Here is a 14,639-nt window from a genome sequence, read left to right on the forward strand (position 1 = left end):
TGATTCGAAAGTTTCAAGTCAGTCCAAGTGTGCAGCACGTTTTTTGTTTTGTGGTTACAATACCTTCCCTTGGCGGGGTAGCAAAGTGGTTATGCAGCGGCCTGCAAAGCCGTAGACGCCGGTTCAATTCCGACCCCCGCCTCCAGTTTTTCAAAAGCGCCGTGGGCGCTTTTATTTTTTCTGCAGTACGTTGCCGTTTTAGAGCTGTCTTAAAATAGCGGCATGCCCGGATGGTGAAACAGGTAGACACAAGAGACTTAAAATCTCTCGCCGGAAACGGTGTACCGGTTCGATTCCGGTTCCGGGCACCAATTCTTAGTTCATCCCTATGCGACGGTGCACTCAACGTGCTTCCTGCTCGCGCGCAATCAATGTCAATAATGTTTCCAGCCGGTTGCCCTCGCAGCTGACGGCGTAACCGTCTGCAAAAATCGGCAACGCAAGATTCGTCAGTGTTGCGCCGCTCGGCATTTCTACCGCGAGGCGCGCACCACGCTCCCATGCAAGCTGCGAGGTTTCATCCCAATGGACCTGTCGTGCCAGATTGCCGGCGAGATCGTCGGCGATCAATGCCGGGTCGTGCAATGCACGCGCAAAACTGCTGCTGAGATAAGTAAGGTGAGGGCGCTCGACAACCACATCGGCGAACGCTTTTTGCATCATCGATGCTTCTTCTTGGAATAACGGACAGTGCGACGGAACACTGACTGAAAGGCGCTCGACCTTGTTTGCGCCGGCTTTGGTTGCCAGTCGCATGAGCATGTTCAAGCCGCTGTCGATTCCTGCAACGACCAGTTGTCTCTTCGCGTTCAGATTGGCGAGAAATATCGGTGTGTCGTCGGAGTGCACGCGCATGATCAGCGGCTCGAGTTGATAGCGTTCCAGTCCGACGATTGCTGCCATGCCGTAACCTCGGGGATAACGCTTGTCCATCAGATGTCCGCGCAGAGAAACCAGCCGCAATGCGTCGTCGTATGCGAGCGCACCCGCGGTCACGGCTGCAGCATAGGCGCCGATCGACAGGCCGGCCACCATGTCCGGCTGTGCGTCGTGCGCAGCCAGCACGCGTGTCATGGCGACGCCTGCGATCAGCAGGCAGAGTTGCACGGACTGACTTGCTGCAAGCGCTGCGGAACTGTCGAGCTGCAATGGATCTCTTCGCAGGATGTCGGCGGCTTGCTCCAGCGTTTGTCGCACCTGCGGATGGTTCGGCAACGTATGCAGCATTCCTGCACGTTGCGATCCCTGACCGGGAAAAGTGAACAACACGCTCATGGAGTTGCTGCTTCCATGCACCACGGATCGCTCGTCAGTTGCGGGCCGATGTCGGTCTTGAGCAATACCCGACCGCGCGAAGCGATCCATTCCGCAAAGGAAAATCCGCCGATGCCGGTATCGATCTGGAGGTCAATTCTGCAAGCGGTGTCATTCAACAATGACGCGAGCCGTGAAGTCTGCTCTGCATCGAGTGGCGATGTTGCGCGTATCACCAGATCGAGATCGCTGTGCGCACGGAGCACCGGCAAACCGGTGGCGAGTGCGAAGCCGACACTGCCGGTCGGTCCCCATGGCAAACCGATTGCTTCAAGGGCAGGTTGCAGTACAAGCAATGCAGTCAATGCTGCATTGTCGTTGAAGGGTAGAACTGTCGCGATATCAAGTTGCGACAGCGCTTCCGGGCTGACGTGTCGTGTTATGGCAGAGCGATGCACGAATGCGGCAAGACGCTGATGACGTTCCTGTCCGCGCAATCCTGCCGGCAGCAGATCAGGATCGTGCAGTTTCTGCCGTCGCACGACAACAGGCGTATTTGCGATCAGATCGGCGGTCGCCCACTCCGGCAAAGGGCCCGACGCGATCAACGCTGCCGGCTCGGCCAGCCACAGCAAGTCGTGCGGCCGGATATCGGTCCGGCAGTGCTGTGGTTTCGTGGAGGACGAATGGTCTGGTCGAGGCGACATCTGTATGCGTTATCTGGTCGGTGCGCCCATGATGATATCCGGCAGCCACGTTGCAATGCCAGGAAAAAGACAGAGAAGAAAAACGGCAAAAAACATCAGTCCGACGAACGGCATCACACCCCACACAATGTCGTGAAGCGAAATGTCCGGTGCAATATTCTTGATCACGAAAATATTCAGCCCGACTGGCGGATGGATCAATCCCATTTCCATGACGATCGTCATGGCCACGCCAAACCAGATCAAGTCGAATCCGGCTGCTTTCAATGGCGGCAGAATAATCGGTGCGGTCATCAGAATGATGCTCACCGGCGGCAGGAAAAAACCGAGCACGATGACGAAGAGGAGAATGGCAGACAACAGTACCCATTTCGACAGATGCATCGAGACAATCCATTCCGCAGTCGACTGGCTGATGTGCAGATAGCTCATCACATATGAATACAGCAGCGACATGCCGATGATGAACATCAGCATCGTGGATTCTTTCAGCGTGCTGTTCAGGATCGGACGCACCTGACTCGGTCGCCACAGGCCGTAGATCACGGCAACCAGCACCAGCGCCAGCATGCCGCCCAGACCGGCAGTTTCTGACGGCGTGGCGTAACCGCCGTACAGCGCAACCATGACGCCGATCAGCAGCACGACGAACGGGCCGACACGCGGCAGCATTTCCATTTTCTGTTTCAGCGTGTAATGGTGCACATCCAGATACGCCGATTTTTCTCCGCCGGCTTCATGCGCGGTGACGGCGTTCTTGTACTCATGGCGATAACGATAGACGGCATAGGCGGAGAACAGGAAGACCAGCAACAGGCCGGGGCCGATGCCGGCGAGGAACAGGCGACCCAGCGATTGTTCTGCGGCGACGGCATACAGAATCATCACGATCGACGGTGGCAACAGAATGCCGAGTGTGCCGCCGGCAGCGATGATGCCGGCTGCAAATCCCGGCGAATAACCGCGCCGGCGCATTTCCGGAATACCGGCGCTGCCGATGGCGGAGCAGGTTGCCGGGCTGGATCCGGCCATTGCGGCAAACAATGCGCAGGCAAAGATATTCGCGATGCCCAGACCACCCGGGACCTTGTGCATCCATGCATGCAGCGCGGAATACAGATCCTGGCCGGCACGCGATTTTCCGATCGCTGCTCCCTTGAGGATGAAGAGCGGAATCGCGAGCAGCGTGATGCTGGCCATTTCTTCATAGACGTTCTGCGTCACGGTATCGAGCGACGAGCCCGGCATGAAGAAGTACATGAATACGACGGCGACCAGGCCGAGTGCGAACGCGATCGGCATGCCTGAAAACATGATGATCAATGTCGCGATGCCGTACAGGGAGCCAATTAATGTTGAACTCATCGGTATCTTTCTTTTAATGATGGGCGGCGGATTTCTCCGTCATCTTCCCGTGTGATCAATCGCCCAGCCATCTGGCATGCTCGCCGCCTTCGACCGGTGCGGCCGTCTTGTCGGCCAGCAGATCGATCGTCAGGCTGCACAGCATTTGCAGGCAGATCAGCGTCATGCCCAGCGCCATCAGGACGTAGGGAATCCACAACGGCGGTCCCCATGTCGAGTTGGTCGTCTGTCCATCGACCCACGCTTCATGCAACAGCGTCCACGATTTCCATGAAAAGAACGTGCAGAACAGCAGCGACAGAAGATCGACGACAAGCATGCGCCAGCGATTGGCGCGCGGAGACAGCAGCGTTGCAACCGCCTCGATGCCGATGTGGCCGCGATAGGCCTGCACGTAAGCGCCACTCAGAAACGTCGCGCCAATCAGCAGAAATACCGCTGCTTCATCCTGCCATTCTGTCGATATTTTCAGGAAGTAGCGTGCAGCCACGCTATAGGTCAGCACGCAAGCCGCAACGACCAGCGCCGCCATGCACGGGATCACGATGAGTCGGTTGAGGACGAGCATCACGCGCTCCAGCCGCGACAGCACCGGGTTGCGGCGCGGATCGAGCTGGAGCTTCAACTGCACATCAATGGCTTGGTGGCTCATGTGACTTGTTGCGCCAGTTTCAACAGGCGTGCGCAATTTTCGGAACGTGCTGCATAGTCTTTCCATGCCGTTTCCTTGGCGATGGCAACCCATTTCTGCAAAGCGGCATCCGTCATTTCATGGATGGTCGCCCCTGCCTTGGCATACGTCTGGGCCACGGCGATGTCATCGGCCTTTGCCTCTTCCATGCCGAATTTTTCCATCTCTGCACCGACCGTCATGATCAGTTGCTGCTGGTCTTTCGGCAGCTTGTCGAATACCGCTTTCGACATCAGCAACGGCTCCAGCATGAACCAGTAGGATTTTCCGACCTTGCTGGTTGTCAGGTGCTTCGATACTTCTTCCAGACGGAAGGAGATCAGGCTGGTGGACGACGTCGTCACCGCGTCGGCGGCGCCGGTCTGCATTGCGGCGTAGGTTTCGTTGGAGGGGATCGACAGCACCGATGCGCCGGCTGCCTTGAAGACCATATCCATTTCGCGGCTGCCGCCACGAATCTTCAGGCCTTTTGCATCGTCCGGAACGACCACCGGTTTTTCACGGCTGGCAGCACCTCCGGCTTGCCAGATCCATGTCACGATGATCAGGCCCTTGTCCGCCAGTACCTGGCTCAGGGCCTTGCCGATTTCGGCATCTTTCCAGCGCAGACCCTGTTCATAACTGGTGACCAGGCCCGGCATCAGTGCGATGTTGACCTCCGGTACTTCGCCGCCGGCGTACGGCAACGGCAGCAACGTCATGTCGAGCGCGCCTTTGCGCAATGCGCTGAACTGCGCGTTGACCTTCATCAGCGAGGAGCCGGGATAGATCGCGAACTTCATTTTGCCGGCCGAACGTTTTTCCACCTCGGCAGCAAACTTGCGGCACAGGCGATCGCGGAAATCGCCTTGCGTCAGCGTGCCGCCGGGGAATTGATGCGAAATCTTGATGGTGGTCGTTTCCTGTCCAAACACGGGCAGACCGGTCAGTGCAAAGGGCAGGGCAGCCAGCGAACCGGCAAGGACGCGACGTCGGGTGATAGGCATGATGTTGTCTCCTGTTGTGATAATGAATGAAAGGTTGCGACTGCTGACGCGATTGGATGAATCAATATTTACCGGATAAAAGCATCCCCGCACCCGGCACGACGGTTTTGAGTCCCAGTTTTTGCAGCATCTGAAAAGTAGTGCACACCGAAGAGGAAACCACCGGCAGGCCGTAGCGATCTTCGACGATCTGGATGCCGGGCAACGACGGCATTTGCACGCAGGCCGACAGCACGATGGCGTCGACACCGCTGGTATTGAGTTTTTGCACGATCTCTACTGGCGCCATCGGGTCGCGCGCACCGACTTCGAGGTTGTCGGGTATCTCCAGCGAGATGCTGTCGATGACTTCGATGCCTTCGTTTTCGATGTACTCGATGACCATTTGGGTCAGCGGTTTCATGTACGGTGCGAGCAGCGAAATCCTTTTTGCACCCAACGTCTGCAAACCATGAATCAATGCACCGGCGCTAGTCACGACAGGCGTAGGTGCGCCGTTGTGAACGGTCACCTGGTGCAGACGATCCTGCGAGATGCGGTGATAACCTTTTCCCATGCTCATGATGGCGACCAGGCAGGCGTAACCCATCACATCCACGCGCGCGTCAGACAGTTCCAGCGCACAGCGATCCGAGTCGCGATCCATTGCGGCGAGTTGTTCCTTCGTTACTTCCTTCATGCGCATGCGGCTGGAATGGAAGGTGAAGCGTTCCGGCGCAATCGTCTCGCGCGCGCGCAACATTGCAGGGATTTCCGTTTCCATCGTCGTGTTGGAACTCGGCACGATCTGCCCGATGCGATAGGACGTCTTGTTCAAGGTATCTCCTTTTGCCGACTGTTTTGTGCGTCCTGGCCGTTGCGATGCCACTGATCGCGCAGCAGCGTGCGTACCTTCAATGTGGCTTGCCGGTTTTTTGCGCCAAGCCTGCTGTTTAAACTGCGATCCGGATCGGCGGCAATATCGATCAACGCTTCCTTCAATACGGCTCTTGTTTCCGCCAGATCGGATGCAGTCGGCGCATCAGGCGCCTGCAATTTCAGGCTGCGCCACAGCAGACCGAGCGATGCAAAATTCTCGATGTCGTAGGCCATCGGCGGCACCTTCGACGCCAGCGCCTCCAGGGCATCGACGGAGCGCATGGTGATGCGCGCGGCGGATTCCTTTCCCATCGCATGCACCTGCACCTGATCGTCGCGAATGGCGATCAGCCGGTTGGCCTGATAGCCATGGGCGAGAAACGCGCCGGAAATCGCCTTGCCGACAAGCAGGCCGATAACCGGATGTCCGGCCAGTCGTGCTTCTGCATAGGCCGCAGCGGCAGCGGCCAATGCCTGGTGAATGCCGAATGCTTCTTCGCGCCGGCCGTAGGCCTGGCTGACGACATCGATCACGGCGACGATTGGCGTCTTTTCGCTGTTGTCGCGGTCGGCGTGGATCTGCTGTTGCACGGCGCGCGCGATTTCCCAGCCTTCGACCAGTCCGACTTCGCCATTGCGTACGCGTGGGAAGCGATTGTCGGGATCAGGAATCACACTGATGTAGAGAGCCGGTTTGCCGTTGCCGTTTTTATCAAGCGGTGCATGCGCAACCAGCAACGCATCGGAGTAACCGGCGTGGATCGGGGCCTTGTCGGTCAGGTCGGCGAACCAGCGTGCGCCACGCGCATGAGCAACTGCATGGGTCATGACGCAAATCCTTTTCCGTAAATGGCACACACCTGTTGCGGTGTGGATTGCGTGCCTGCATCGACTTCGGCGAGGCGCGCAAGAAAACCGTCGTATAAAGCACTGCGATTCTGGTCAGGCAAACCGCTCTTCAGCAAGGAGATCACGTTGTTGCGTATTTCGTCGATATCGTCTTCGACATAAGCGTCGGCGAGTCCCGATCGATAGCGTTGCTGGCCGCCGGTAAAACTCCAGATGAAAGGGCGATCGCGCGAATCGAATTCGCTCAGTCCTGCTTCCTGTTCGATGACGGCAGGGCCGTTGAGGCCGAGGCGCGCTTCTCGCGTCATTACGACATAGCTGCACAGACCGGCTGCAATCGACATGCCGCCGTAGCAGCCGACCGTGCCGGCTGTAATGCCGATCACCGGCTGGTAGCGTCGCAGATCGACGATGGCAGCGTGAATGTCGGCGATCGCGGCGAGACCGAGATTGGCTTCCTGCAAACGCACACCGCCGGTTTCGAACAGGATCAGCGCGCAGGTTGGAATGCTGTTGCGATTGTCTTCTGCCGCCAGATCCAGTGCAGCGGCGATTTTTGCGCCGCCGACTTCACCCATGCTGCCGCCCTGATATGCGCCTTCGATGGCGAGCACGACGGCGTGTTGACCATTGATTTTTCCCTTCAGCAGCACCACGCCATCATCGGCTTGCGGCGTCACGCCCTGCATTTCCAGCCACGGCGATTTGATGCGATCGAAGGGCCCGAGCAGTTCACGTGCGGAGCCATGATCGAGCAACGCATGGGCACGACTGCGTGCATTCAGTTCGATGAAGCTGGCGCGTTGCAGCAGCTGTTGCGTGTCCATGCTCATGTGCGTGCCGCTTCTTCGAAAGCCTGTTCGATGCGCAGGCGAACCACGCCGGGCGTGGCACCGCAGTCGTTGATCTCGATATGCGCGGCAGGCAAGACGGCGCCTGTAAACAGGCGTGTCAATACCGCTTCCCAAATGCGTCCCATGCCGTTAACCGAAGTCGTGATGGCGACCGTGCTGCGGCCGGCCGGCAACGGTTCCAGCAGAACTTCGAGGTCGCCGGAGCCGACGACGCCGGCCAGCGCGCGCCCTGCAGCGGATGCACCTGCCGGATATTCATACACCATTTTTTCCATGCTTCACCCCTTTAATGCGTCGCCGTTGCACTCAGTGCAGGTGTTTCATTCTTGTATTCCATCGTCAGGCTGTCGAGAAACAGCGTCGCTGCCAGCAGATCGGCCGCACCGCCGGGAGAAACATTCAACGCCAGTGCCTGTTGTACCAGTTGTCGCAATGCCGCTTCGCGCGCAAGCCTGTCATCGTCGGCTTGCAATACCGCGCGCGCCCCCGCCTGCATGATGTGCAATGCAGGAACGCCGCCGCGTGACAGGATGCAGGTATCGTCCAGTTCTGCCATGACGGCCAGCAATGCGTTCAATCTGGCGTGGTCTTCGCCGAGGCCGCGCAGGCGCGCTGCATGCAGTGAGGGCAGTGCGTGATGGACAACGTGCGGAAAACCGGCCATCGCCTGACCGCGTGCGCCACCGACGCCGTAAGTCAAACACGCCTGTTCGCCCTTGTTGCCGGTAATCGTCGGCGCATGGCGATCGGTTTGGCGTGCGATGGCACCGGCACGCGAGGCGATGCCGGCCGCCGTATCGATGTGCGCAGTATCGATGTGTTGTGCTGCCGCGCCGACCAGCAGGCCGAGCGTCCAGATGGCGCCGCGATGCGTATTCACGCCACCGGTTGCGCGCAGCATGACGGCTTCGCCAACGCGACCGATTTCTCCCAGCTCCTCGCGCAGGATCTGATCATTGCGATGCTGATCGTCATGCAAATTGTCATGCGAATTGTCATGTCTCATGCCTGCAACCGCCATTGCGTAAAACGTCGGGTGCAACATGTCGGCCGAATCGCACATCATCATCCAGTCCAGATCGCGATGCGCACCGCGGCCGCGCAGATCGACCAGTCCGGGCTTGGGTGTCAGCGTGGCTTCGTCAATCAATGCCATGACGGCGAGATTGGCCAACCGCATGGCGCGCTCTACGGCATGTGACGAATGAGTATTGATCGACAGTGGATGGTCAGCGCGCATTACCAGCTCCTGAACTTGGCCGGCGGATCGTAGAGTCCGCCCGACCATTCGACCAGTTCGGCGACGCTTTTCGCAGCGAGCAGCGAGCGGTCGGCTTCATTGCGTTGCACGCCGATATCCTGCGGCAGTGCGATCAATCCTTCGCGACGCATGCGTTCGGTTTGTTTTGGATCGTGTCGCAGGCCGATCGGTGTCACGCCGGCGACTGCTGCCAGCATGGCCTTGCGTTCTTCCAGCGAACGCGCCTTGTACAGGTAGGCGATGCCTTCTTCGGTCAGTACGTGCGTCACATCGTCGCCGTAGATCATCACCGGCGCGAGCGGCATGCCGGAATCCTGGCCGACGCGTACGGCGTCCAACGTTTCGACGATGGTCGGCTGACCGCCATCCTGGAAAGTCTCGACCATTTGCACGACGAGCTTTTTGCCGCGGGCGAGTGGATCGTCGGTTTCGATCAGGTCGAGCCATGCAGGCGTGGCGTGACGACGACCATGCGGATCGTGTCCCATGTTAGGCGCGCCGCCGAAACCGGCGAGGCGACCATGCGTGACGGTGGAAGAATTGCCGAGGCCGTCCATCTGCAGCGTGGCACCGATGAACAGGTCGACCGCATACTGGCCGGCGAGCTGGCACAGCGTGCGGTTGGAACGCATCGAACCGTCGCGTCCGGTAAAGAAGATATCGGGACGTGCCGCAACGTAATCTTCCATGCCGAGTTCGGAACCGAAGCAGTGCACGCTTTCTACCCAGCCCGATTCGATCGCCGGAATCAGCGTCGGATGCGGATTGAGCGTCCAGTTGCGGCAGATTTTTCCCTTCAGCCCGAGCTTTTCGCCGTAGGTCGGCAGGATCAGTTCGATGGCTGCAGTGTTGAAGCCGATGCCATGATTCAGCGATTGCACCGAATGTTTTTCATAGACGCCGCGGATCGCCATCATCGCCATCAATACATGCACCGGCTTGATGAGGCGCGGGTCGCGTGTGAACAGCGGCTCGATGAAGAACGACCGGTCGGCCTGCACGACAAAGTCGATCCATGATCCCGGAATATCGACACGCGGCAGCTCGCTCGCATCGTCGACGATCTGATTGACCTGTGCGATCACGATGCCGTCGCGGAAAGCGGATTCCACCAGTGACGGCGTGTCTTCGGTGCTGGGGCCGGTATACAGATTGCCTTGACGATCTGCGATGAAGCCGGCGATCAGTACGACATTCGGCGTCAGGTCGACATACAGCCGCGCATACAGTTCGACGTAGGTGTGGATCGCGCCGACTTCGAGCCGTCCATCCTTGAGCAGTTGCGAAATGCGCAGGCTCTGCGGCCCTGCGTAGGCGAAATCGAGCTTGCTGGCGATCCCGCGTTCGTACAGATCGAGATGCGCAGGCAGGCTGACGCTGGGCATGATCATGTGCAGATGATTGACCTTTGCCGGATCAAGCCTGGTGAGGGTGCGGGCGAGGAAATCCGCCTGTTTTTGATTATTACCTTCAAGTACGACCCGATCGCCCGGACAGATCAGCTTTTCCATTGCATCGACCAGTCTGTCGCTGCGAATCACGCAGCCGTCCGTCATGTCGCCGATCTGCGCGATGCGGCGCTGCTTCTCCGTGCGGCGCTTGCTCCATTTCGGATCGAGTTGTACTGCAGCTTTCATCGGCGCTCCGCGTTTTCAGCCGCATTCATGGCTGTATTTGTTTGCACCGATGGTAGGCCGTCGAGGAAGCCGGAAACAATCAATCTGGTCGTATAATCTTTACCTTGAAGTTAATGATTGATCGCGGAGCGGACAATGCCAATCGACGAAAAGATTACGCTGAAAAAGCTGGAAGTTTTTCTGAGCTTCATGCAACTTGGCAATCTCACGCGTGTGGCGGACGTGCTGGAGCAGACGCCGGTCAGCGTGCATCGCGCACTGCATTCGCTGGAAGAGGGGTTGCATTGCCCGCTGTTCAAAAGAGAAGGGCGCAACCTGATCCCGCTTGGCAGCGCACATGCGTTTGCCGAGCACGCAGCCCGCATCATCAACGAATGCGAACAGGGCGTGAAAAAAGTGCGCGATCTGTCCGGATTGAATACACCGCAATTGCGAATCGGCTCGTTGTACTCGTTGACGATGCGTTGCATTCCGCAAATCTTCATCGGGTTGAAATTGCGCCGCCCGAATCTCGACATCAAACTGACGCTCGGTTCGAATCGCGAACTGCTGCACAGCATGGCGGATGGCACACTGGATGCCATCGTCGTCGGCCTGCGACATGACAACAGCGACAACGACATGGTGTCGGTACCGATCTTCCACGATGACATGTTCCTGGTCGCACCTGCCGGATCAGCCTATGCGCAACTGAAGGAAATCGATCTGGCGGCGATGCAATCGGAGAAATTCGTGGCGCTTGACAGCGGCTTCGTCTCGTCGGAGAGCTTCGACCACGCTTTTGATGTCGCAGGCTACACGCCGGAAATCGCGACGCGCGTCAACGATATCTTCTCGCTGATCAATCTCGTCAGCGGTGGCGTCGGCTACGCTCTGCTGCCGGGGCGCATTGCGGGGTTCAGCACGCATATCCAGCTGGTTCCCTTGAGTGAAAAATACACATCGAAGCAGATCGTCACCTTGCTGATGCCGAAAAATCGGGAACGCGACCCCAACCTGCTGGCACTCGCGGCTGAATGCCGGATGTTCGGGCGGGAGAAAATGGGGATGCCTGCGTCCGCTTCCTCAGCCTAGAAGTCGCGAATGCAGACGGGTCATCCGTAGCGGTCAGCGTTTGGCGTATTGCGTCGCGCCGAACAGGATTTCCTTCGATTGCGCGTCGGCGATCGGCTGGCGTTCCTTGACGAGCATGGCAGTACCTTTCCGGACTGCAGGGCGCGCGTTGACTTCGTTGAACCAGCGCTCCAGATGCGGATAGTCGGATAGCGTGATTCCCTGTTTTTCCCATGAACGCAGCCACGGGAAGGTTGCGATGTCGGCGATCGTGTAGGTATCGCCGGCCAGATAAGCACTTTCGGATAGACGGCGGTCGATCACGCCATACAGACGTCGGGCTTCATTCGTGTAGCGATTGATCGCATAGTCGATTTTTTCCGGTGCGTACAAACGGAAATGATGCGCCTGTCCCAGCATCGGACCGACGCCGCCCATCTGGAACATCAGCCATTGCAGCGTCGTGAATTTTTCACGATCCGTATCCCCGAGGAATTTGTTCACCTTGCCTGCGAGATAAACCAGAATCGCACCTGATTCGAATAATGACATCGGCTTGCCATCGGGGCCGTCACTGTCGAGGATGGCGGGAATCTTGTTGTTGGGAGAAATCTTCAGGAATGCCGGTTTGAATTGATCGCCTGTATTGATATTGATGTGATGCAGACGATACGGCAGGCCGCATTCTTCCAGCATGATGTGAAGTTTGTGGCCGTTTGGCGTGGCGGTGGAATAGGCATCGATCATGATTGCTCCTGTATGAAGTCGGGACGCGCGCGCGTTGAACTGTCGTTGCAGATTCAGCTTGATAGCGAACAAGACATTCGTCGTACGGCGCGCAAATGTCGCACGATTATGCAGAAATCCCCGGATCTTTGCTGCAGATGAACAAAGCACAGAAGGAATGGTCGAGGCGGTAAACAGATCGTAAATACAAAAACGGCGAACACGAAGTTCGCCGTGGAATAGCTTCGATCACTCAATCGACTATTTGTAGCGCGGTGCGCGTTTTTCCAGAAAGGCATTGATGCCTTCCAGAGAATCACGATGATTCAGGCTGTCAACAAAATGCTGTTTCTCCGCTTCGAAATGGCGTGACAGGGTATTGTCGTTTGCCTCACGCACCAGCAGCTTGATGCGATCGACGGCTTCGCATGAAAGCGAAGCCAGTTCGTCTGCCCAGTTCAGCGCTGCGTCCAGCGTCGTGCCGTCGGTCACCAGTTTGTTGACGACCCCGAGTTCGTGCAGACGCGTTGCCGCCAGCGGTTTGCCATCGATCAGGATTTCCGTCGCCAGTTGACGTGGCAGGGACTGCGTCAGGAACCATGACGCACCGCCATCCGGTGTCAAGCCGACCTTGACATAAGACATCGCAAATTTTGCCGTGTTACCGGCGACGATCAGATCGCAAGCCAGCGCCAGTGAAAAGCCGGCACCTGCGGCCGCGCCTTCGACAGCGGCAATCACCGGTTTCGGGCAATCGCGGATCGCCTCGATCCAGCCACGCAGGCTGTCAACGGCATCCATTTGCTCACCGCGTTCCATGACCCGAAGATCGAGCAGTTTGTTCAAGTTGCCGCCGGCACAGAAGAAATTGTCGGCGCCCGTCAGCACGACGGCGCGGATCGAATCGTCGCGTTCCGCCGTGGTCAGCACTTCGATTGCGGCGGCGAACATGTCGGGATGCAACGCATTCTTCGCCCCCGGATTGGAAATCGTCAGGATGAGTGTTGCGTCGTGGCGAGACGCCTGAATTTCAGCGGACATGGGCAGTGGAGTAGGAATGAAGTTGCCAGAGAATATACAGGAAGCATTCCGTGTTTGTTCGCCTGCGCTGAAATCTCAAGACTGTGATGTCGGGCCCGTTGCGATCAACAAGGTTGAAGTGGGATCAATCACCGATCGCAGTATCAACGTGGTTGCAAAATTTACTCTGCGACTTGCGGCAACGCAGTTGCTTCCATTGTCCACGCTTCCGGCGTCATGATGGCAAACAAACCGTCGCGGCGCGTCTTTCTGGCCAATTTCAATAGAGCCTTGTCTTTCGTGATCAATACGTCGACACGCGCATCGCGCGCGATTTCCAGAAACTTCTGATCGTCCTTGTCCTTGCAGATCGGGAGCTTCTGTATCTCTTCCATGGCGTCGGGAACAGAGTGGCTGCGAATCAGTGAGTCGAATTCCGCCATGCAGACCATACGTGCTGCATCGTCCAGTTTCAAATGCGGATAATGCAGCACGATGCTCCATTCCTTGCGGCAGTCGTCTCGCGTTATGGCTTCGAGACAACCGTTTTTCAACGCGTCATGCAATAACCCCCAGCGCGGATCGCGAAAGACAAACAGGTCCAGGCAAACGTTTGTGTCGAGTACGACGCGCTTCGGTATCATGGCAGAGATTTATTTTCGTTCGGAAGTAACATGCTTATTGTTTTATCGCCTGCCAAGACGCTCGATTACGAGACGCCTGCCACAACAGACCTGAGTACCAAACCGGATTTCATCAAGCGCTCTGCAGAACTGATCGACATTCTGAAGCAAATGCCGCCTGCGGATATTGCGAGCCTCATGCGTATCTCTGATCCGTTGGCGATGTTGAATGCAGAGCGTTTCGCTGCATGGTCTCCCAAATTTACAACGAAAAACGCGAAACAGGCCATGCTGGCATTCAATGGCGATGTCTATGAAGGATTGAATGCGGCCACCTTCAACGACAAGCAATTGCTTTACACGCAATCGCACGTACGCATTCTATCCGGACTATATGGTTTGTTGCGTCCGCTGGATCTGATGCAGCCATATCGTCTCGAAATGGGAACACGACTGGCCAATTCGGTAGGCAAGGATTTATACGCGTTTTGGGGCGACACGGTTACGCAAGCGTTGAACCAGCAAATCGCGGAGCGCAAGGCGACGGCGCTGGTCAATCTGGCGTCGGAGGAATACTTCAAATCGGTCAGGCCGAAATTGCTGACAGTTCCCGTCATCACGCCAGTATTTCTGGACTGGAAAGGCGGTAATTACAAAGTCATTTCCTTCTATGCAAAGCGGGCGAGGGGATTGATGGCGCGTTTTGCTGCAATGAAGGGAATCGTCCGGCCGCAGGCATTGAAAGCTTTCGATAT

At 57.5% G+C, this 14,639-nt stretch carries 16 protein-coding genes and 2 tRNA genes; 4 read left to right on the forward strand and 14 right to left on the reverse strand.

Going from position 1 to position 14,639, the window contains the following annotated elements:
• Positions 1-71 precede the first annotated feature (71 nt).
• Together VN114_RS04750 and VN114_RS04755 are read left to right on the forward strand one after the other, a co-directional pair.
• Positions 72-145, forward strand: a tRNA-Cys gene (locus tag VN114_RS04750).
• A 79-nt stretch (positions 146-224) separates the two neighbouring features.
• Positions 225-311: transfer RNA gene (locus tag VN114_RS04755), tRNA-Leu, on the forward strand.
• A 31-nt stretch (positions 312-342) separates the two neighbouring features.
• Here VN114_RS04755 and mdcH read toward each other — a convergent pair.
• The 11 genes from mdcH to mdcA all read right to left on the reverse strand — a co-directional run bounded on the left by mdcH (position 343) and on the right by mdcA (position 10,462).
• Positions 343-1,275 (reverse strand): malonate decarboxylase subunit epsilon, encoded by a 933-nt coding sequence (mdcH, locus tag VN114_RS04760; RefSeq protein ID WP_325512511.1) that lies wholly within the window; start codon positions 1,273-1,275, stop codon positions 343-345.
• Positions 1,272-1,961 (reverse strand): malonate decarboxylase holo-ACP synthase, encoded by a 690-nt coding sequence (locus VN114_RS04765; protein ID WP_325512513.1) that lies wholly within the window; start codon positions 1,959-1,961, stop codon positions 1,272-1,274. The genes mdcH and VN114_RS04765 overlap by 4 nt, the downstream gene beginning before the upstream one ends.
• A 9-nt stretch (positions 1,962-1,970) precedes the next feature.
• Positions 1,971-3,326, reverse strand: coding sequence for a TRAP transporter large permease (locus VN114_RS04770; RefSeq protein ID WP_325512515.1), 1,356 nt, complete (start codon positions 3,324-3,326; stop codon positions 1,971-1,973).
• A gap of 55 nt (positions 3,327-3,381) precedes the next feature.
• Entirely contained in the window at positions 3,382-3,978 is a 597-nt protein-coding gene (locus VN114_RS04775) for a TRAP transporter small permease (RefSeq protein ID WP_414694193.1), read from the reverse strand.
• On the reverse strand, positions 3,975-5,003 hold the full coding sequence (dctP, locus tag VN114_RS04780; RefSeq protein WP_325512517.1) for a TRAP transporter substrate-binding protein DctP: 1,029 nt from the start codon (positions 5,001-5,003) through the stop codon (positions 3,975-3,977). The genes VN114_RS04775 and dctP overlap by 4 nt, the downstream gene beginning before the upstream one ends.
• Before the next feature lie 61 nt (positions 5,004-5,064).
• Positions 5,065-5,820 carry a maleate cis-trans isomerase family protein gene (locus VN114_RS04785; protein WP_414694194.1) on the reverse strand — a complete coding sequence of 252 codons (756 nt, stop codon included), beginning with the start codon at positions 5,818-5,820 and terminating at the stop codon, positions 5,065-5,067.
• Complete coding sequence (gene mdcE, locus VN114_RS04790; RefSeq protein WP_325512519.1) at positions 5,817-6,689, reverse strand: biotin-independent malonate decarboxylase subunit gamma; 873 nt, start codon at positions 6,687-6,689, stop codon at positions 5,817-5,819. The genes VN114_RS04785 and mdcE overlap by 4 nt, the downstream gene beginning before the upstream one ends.
• Positions 6,686-7,537 carry a biotin-independent malonate decarboxylase subunit beta gene (locus tag VN114_RS04795; RefSeq protein ID WP_325512521.1) on the reverse strand — a complete coding sequence of 284 codons (852 nt, stop codon included), beginning with the start codon at positions 7,535-7,537 and terminating at the stop codon, positions 6,686-6,688. Before VN114_RS04795 ends, mdcE begins: the two co-directional genes overlap by 4 nt.
• 2 nt (positions 7,538-7,539) lie before the next feature.
• Complete coding sequence (locus VN114_RS04800; protein WP_325512523.1) at positions 7,540-7,839, reverse strand: malonate decarboxylase subunit delta; 300 nt, start codon at positions 7,837-7,839, stop codon at positions 7,540-7,542.
• An 11-nt stretch (positions 7,840-7,850) separates the two neighbouring features.
• Entirely contained in the window at positions 7,851-8,804 is a 954-nt protein-coding gene (locus VN114_RS04805; RefSeq protein ID WP_325512525.1) for a triphosphoribosyl-dephospho-CoA synthase, read from the reverse strand.
• Positions 8,804-10,462, reverse strand: coding sequence for a malonate decarboxylase subunit alpha (gene mdcA / locus VN114_RS04810; protein ID WP_325512527.1), 1,659 nt, complete (start codon positions 10,460-10,462; stop codon positions 8,804-8,806). The genes VN114_RS04805 and mdcA overlap by 1 nt, the downstream gene beginning before the upstream one ends.
• Positions 10,463-10,597: 135 nt before the next feature.
• Here mdcA and VN114_RS04815 point away from each other — a divergent pair, with 135 nt between their 5' ends.
• Entirely contained in the window at positions 10,598-11,536 is a 939-nt protein-coding gene (locus VN114_RS04815) for a LysR family transcriptional regulator (RefSeq protein ID WP_325512529.1), read from the forward strand.
• Between the two features lie 33 nt (positions 11,537-11,569).
• Here the strand turns inward: VN114_RS04815 and VN114_RS04820 are convergent, their stop codons facing one another.
• From VN114_RS04820 to VN114_RS04830, 3 genes are all read right to left on the reverse strand, one after another.
• Positions 11,570-12,262: a glutathione binding-like protein gene (locus VN114_RS04820; protein WP_325512531.1), complete on the reverse strand. Its 693-nt coding sequence runs from the start codon at positions 12,260-12,262 to the stop codon at positions 11,570-11,572.
• Positions 12,263-12,502: 240 nt separating this feature from the next.
• Positions 12,503-13,282: an oxepin-CoA hydrolase, alternative type gene (locus VN114_RS04825; protein ID WP_325512533.1), complete on the reverse strand. Its 780-nt coding sequence runs from the start codon at positions 13,280-13,282 to the stop codon at positions 12,503-12,505.
• Positions 13,283-13,443: 161 nt separating this feature from the next.
• The gene (locus VN114_RS04830) at positions 13,444-13,905 is read right to left on the reverse strand and encodes a putative toxin-antitoxin system toxin component, PIN family (RefSeq protein WP_325512535.1); all 462 of its coding nucleotides are present in this window, start codon (positions 13,903-13,905) and stop codon (positions 13,444-13,446) included.
• Between the two features lie 30 nt (positions 13,906-13,935).
• Between VN114_RS04830 and yaaA the strand changes: the two genes are divergently transcribed.
• On the forward strand, positions 13,936-14,639 hold a 704-nt coding region (yaaA, locus tag VN114_RS04835; RefSeq protein WP_325512537.1), incomplete at its 3' end, for a peroxide stress protein YaaA.

It is taken from the genome of Oxalicibacterium sp., assembly GCF_035565035.1.
GTDB lineage: Bacteria > Pseudomonadota > Gammaproteobacteria > Burkholderiales > Burkholderiaceae_D > Oxalicibacterium.

Bases quoted from the DNA above. Each gene is read 5' to 3' on its own strand.
- mdcH (WP_325512511.1), bottom strand. From the start codon at position 1,275: ATGAGCGTGTTGTTCACTTTTCCCGGTCAGGGATCGCAACGTGCAGGA.
- VN114_RS04765 (WP_325512513.1), bottom strand. From the start codon at position 1,961: ATGTCGCCTCGACCAGACCATTCGTCCTCCACGAAACCACAGCACTGC.
- VN114_RS04770 (WP_325512515.1), bottom strand. From the start codon at position 3,326: ATGAGTTCAACATTAATTGGCTCCCTGTACGGCATCGCGACATTGATC.
- VN114_RS04775 (WP_414694193.1), bottom strand. From the start codon at position 3,978: ATGAGCCACCAAGCCATTGATGTGCAGTTGAAGCTCCAGCTCGATCCG.
- dctP (WP_325512517.1), bottom strand. From the start codon at position 5,003: ATGCCTATCACCCGACGTCGCGTCCTTGCCGGTTCGCTGGCTGCCCTG.
- mdcE (WP_325512519.1), bottom strand. From the start codon at position 6,689: ATGACCCATGCAGTTGCTCATGCGCGTGGCGCACGCTGGTTCGCCGAC.
- VN114_RS04795 (WP_325512521.1), bottom strand. From the start codon at position 7,537: ATGGACACGCAACAGCTGCTGCAACGCGCCAGCTTCATCGAACTGAAT.
- VN114_RS04800 (WP_325512523.1), bottom strand. From the start codon at position 7,839: ATGGAAAAAATGGTGTATGAATATCCGGCAGGTGCATCCGCTGCAGGG.
- VN114_RS04805 (WP_325512525.1), bottom strand. From the start codon at position 8,804: ATGCGCGCTGACCATCCACTGTCGATCAATACTCATTCGTCACATGCC.
- mdcA (WP_325512527.1), bottom strand. From the start codon at position 10,462: ATGAAAGCTGCAGTACAACTCGATCCGAAATGGAGCAAGCGCCGCACG.
- VN114_RS04815 (WP_325512529.1), top strand. From the start codon at position 10,598: ATGCCAATCGACGAAAAGATTACGCTGAAAAAGCTGGAAGTTTTTCTG.
- VN114_RS04820 (WP_325512531.1), bottom strand. From the start codon at position 12,262: ATGATCGATGCCTATTCCACCGCCACGCCAAACGGCCACAAACTTCAC.
- VN114_RS04825 (WP_325512533.1), bottom strand. From the start codon at position 13,282: ATGTCCGCTGAAATTCAGGCGTCTCGCCACGACGCAACACTCATCCTG.
- VN114_RS04830 (WP_325512535.1), bottom strand. From the start codon at position 13,905: ATGATACCGAAGCGCGTCGTACTCGACACAAACGTTTGCCTGGACCTG.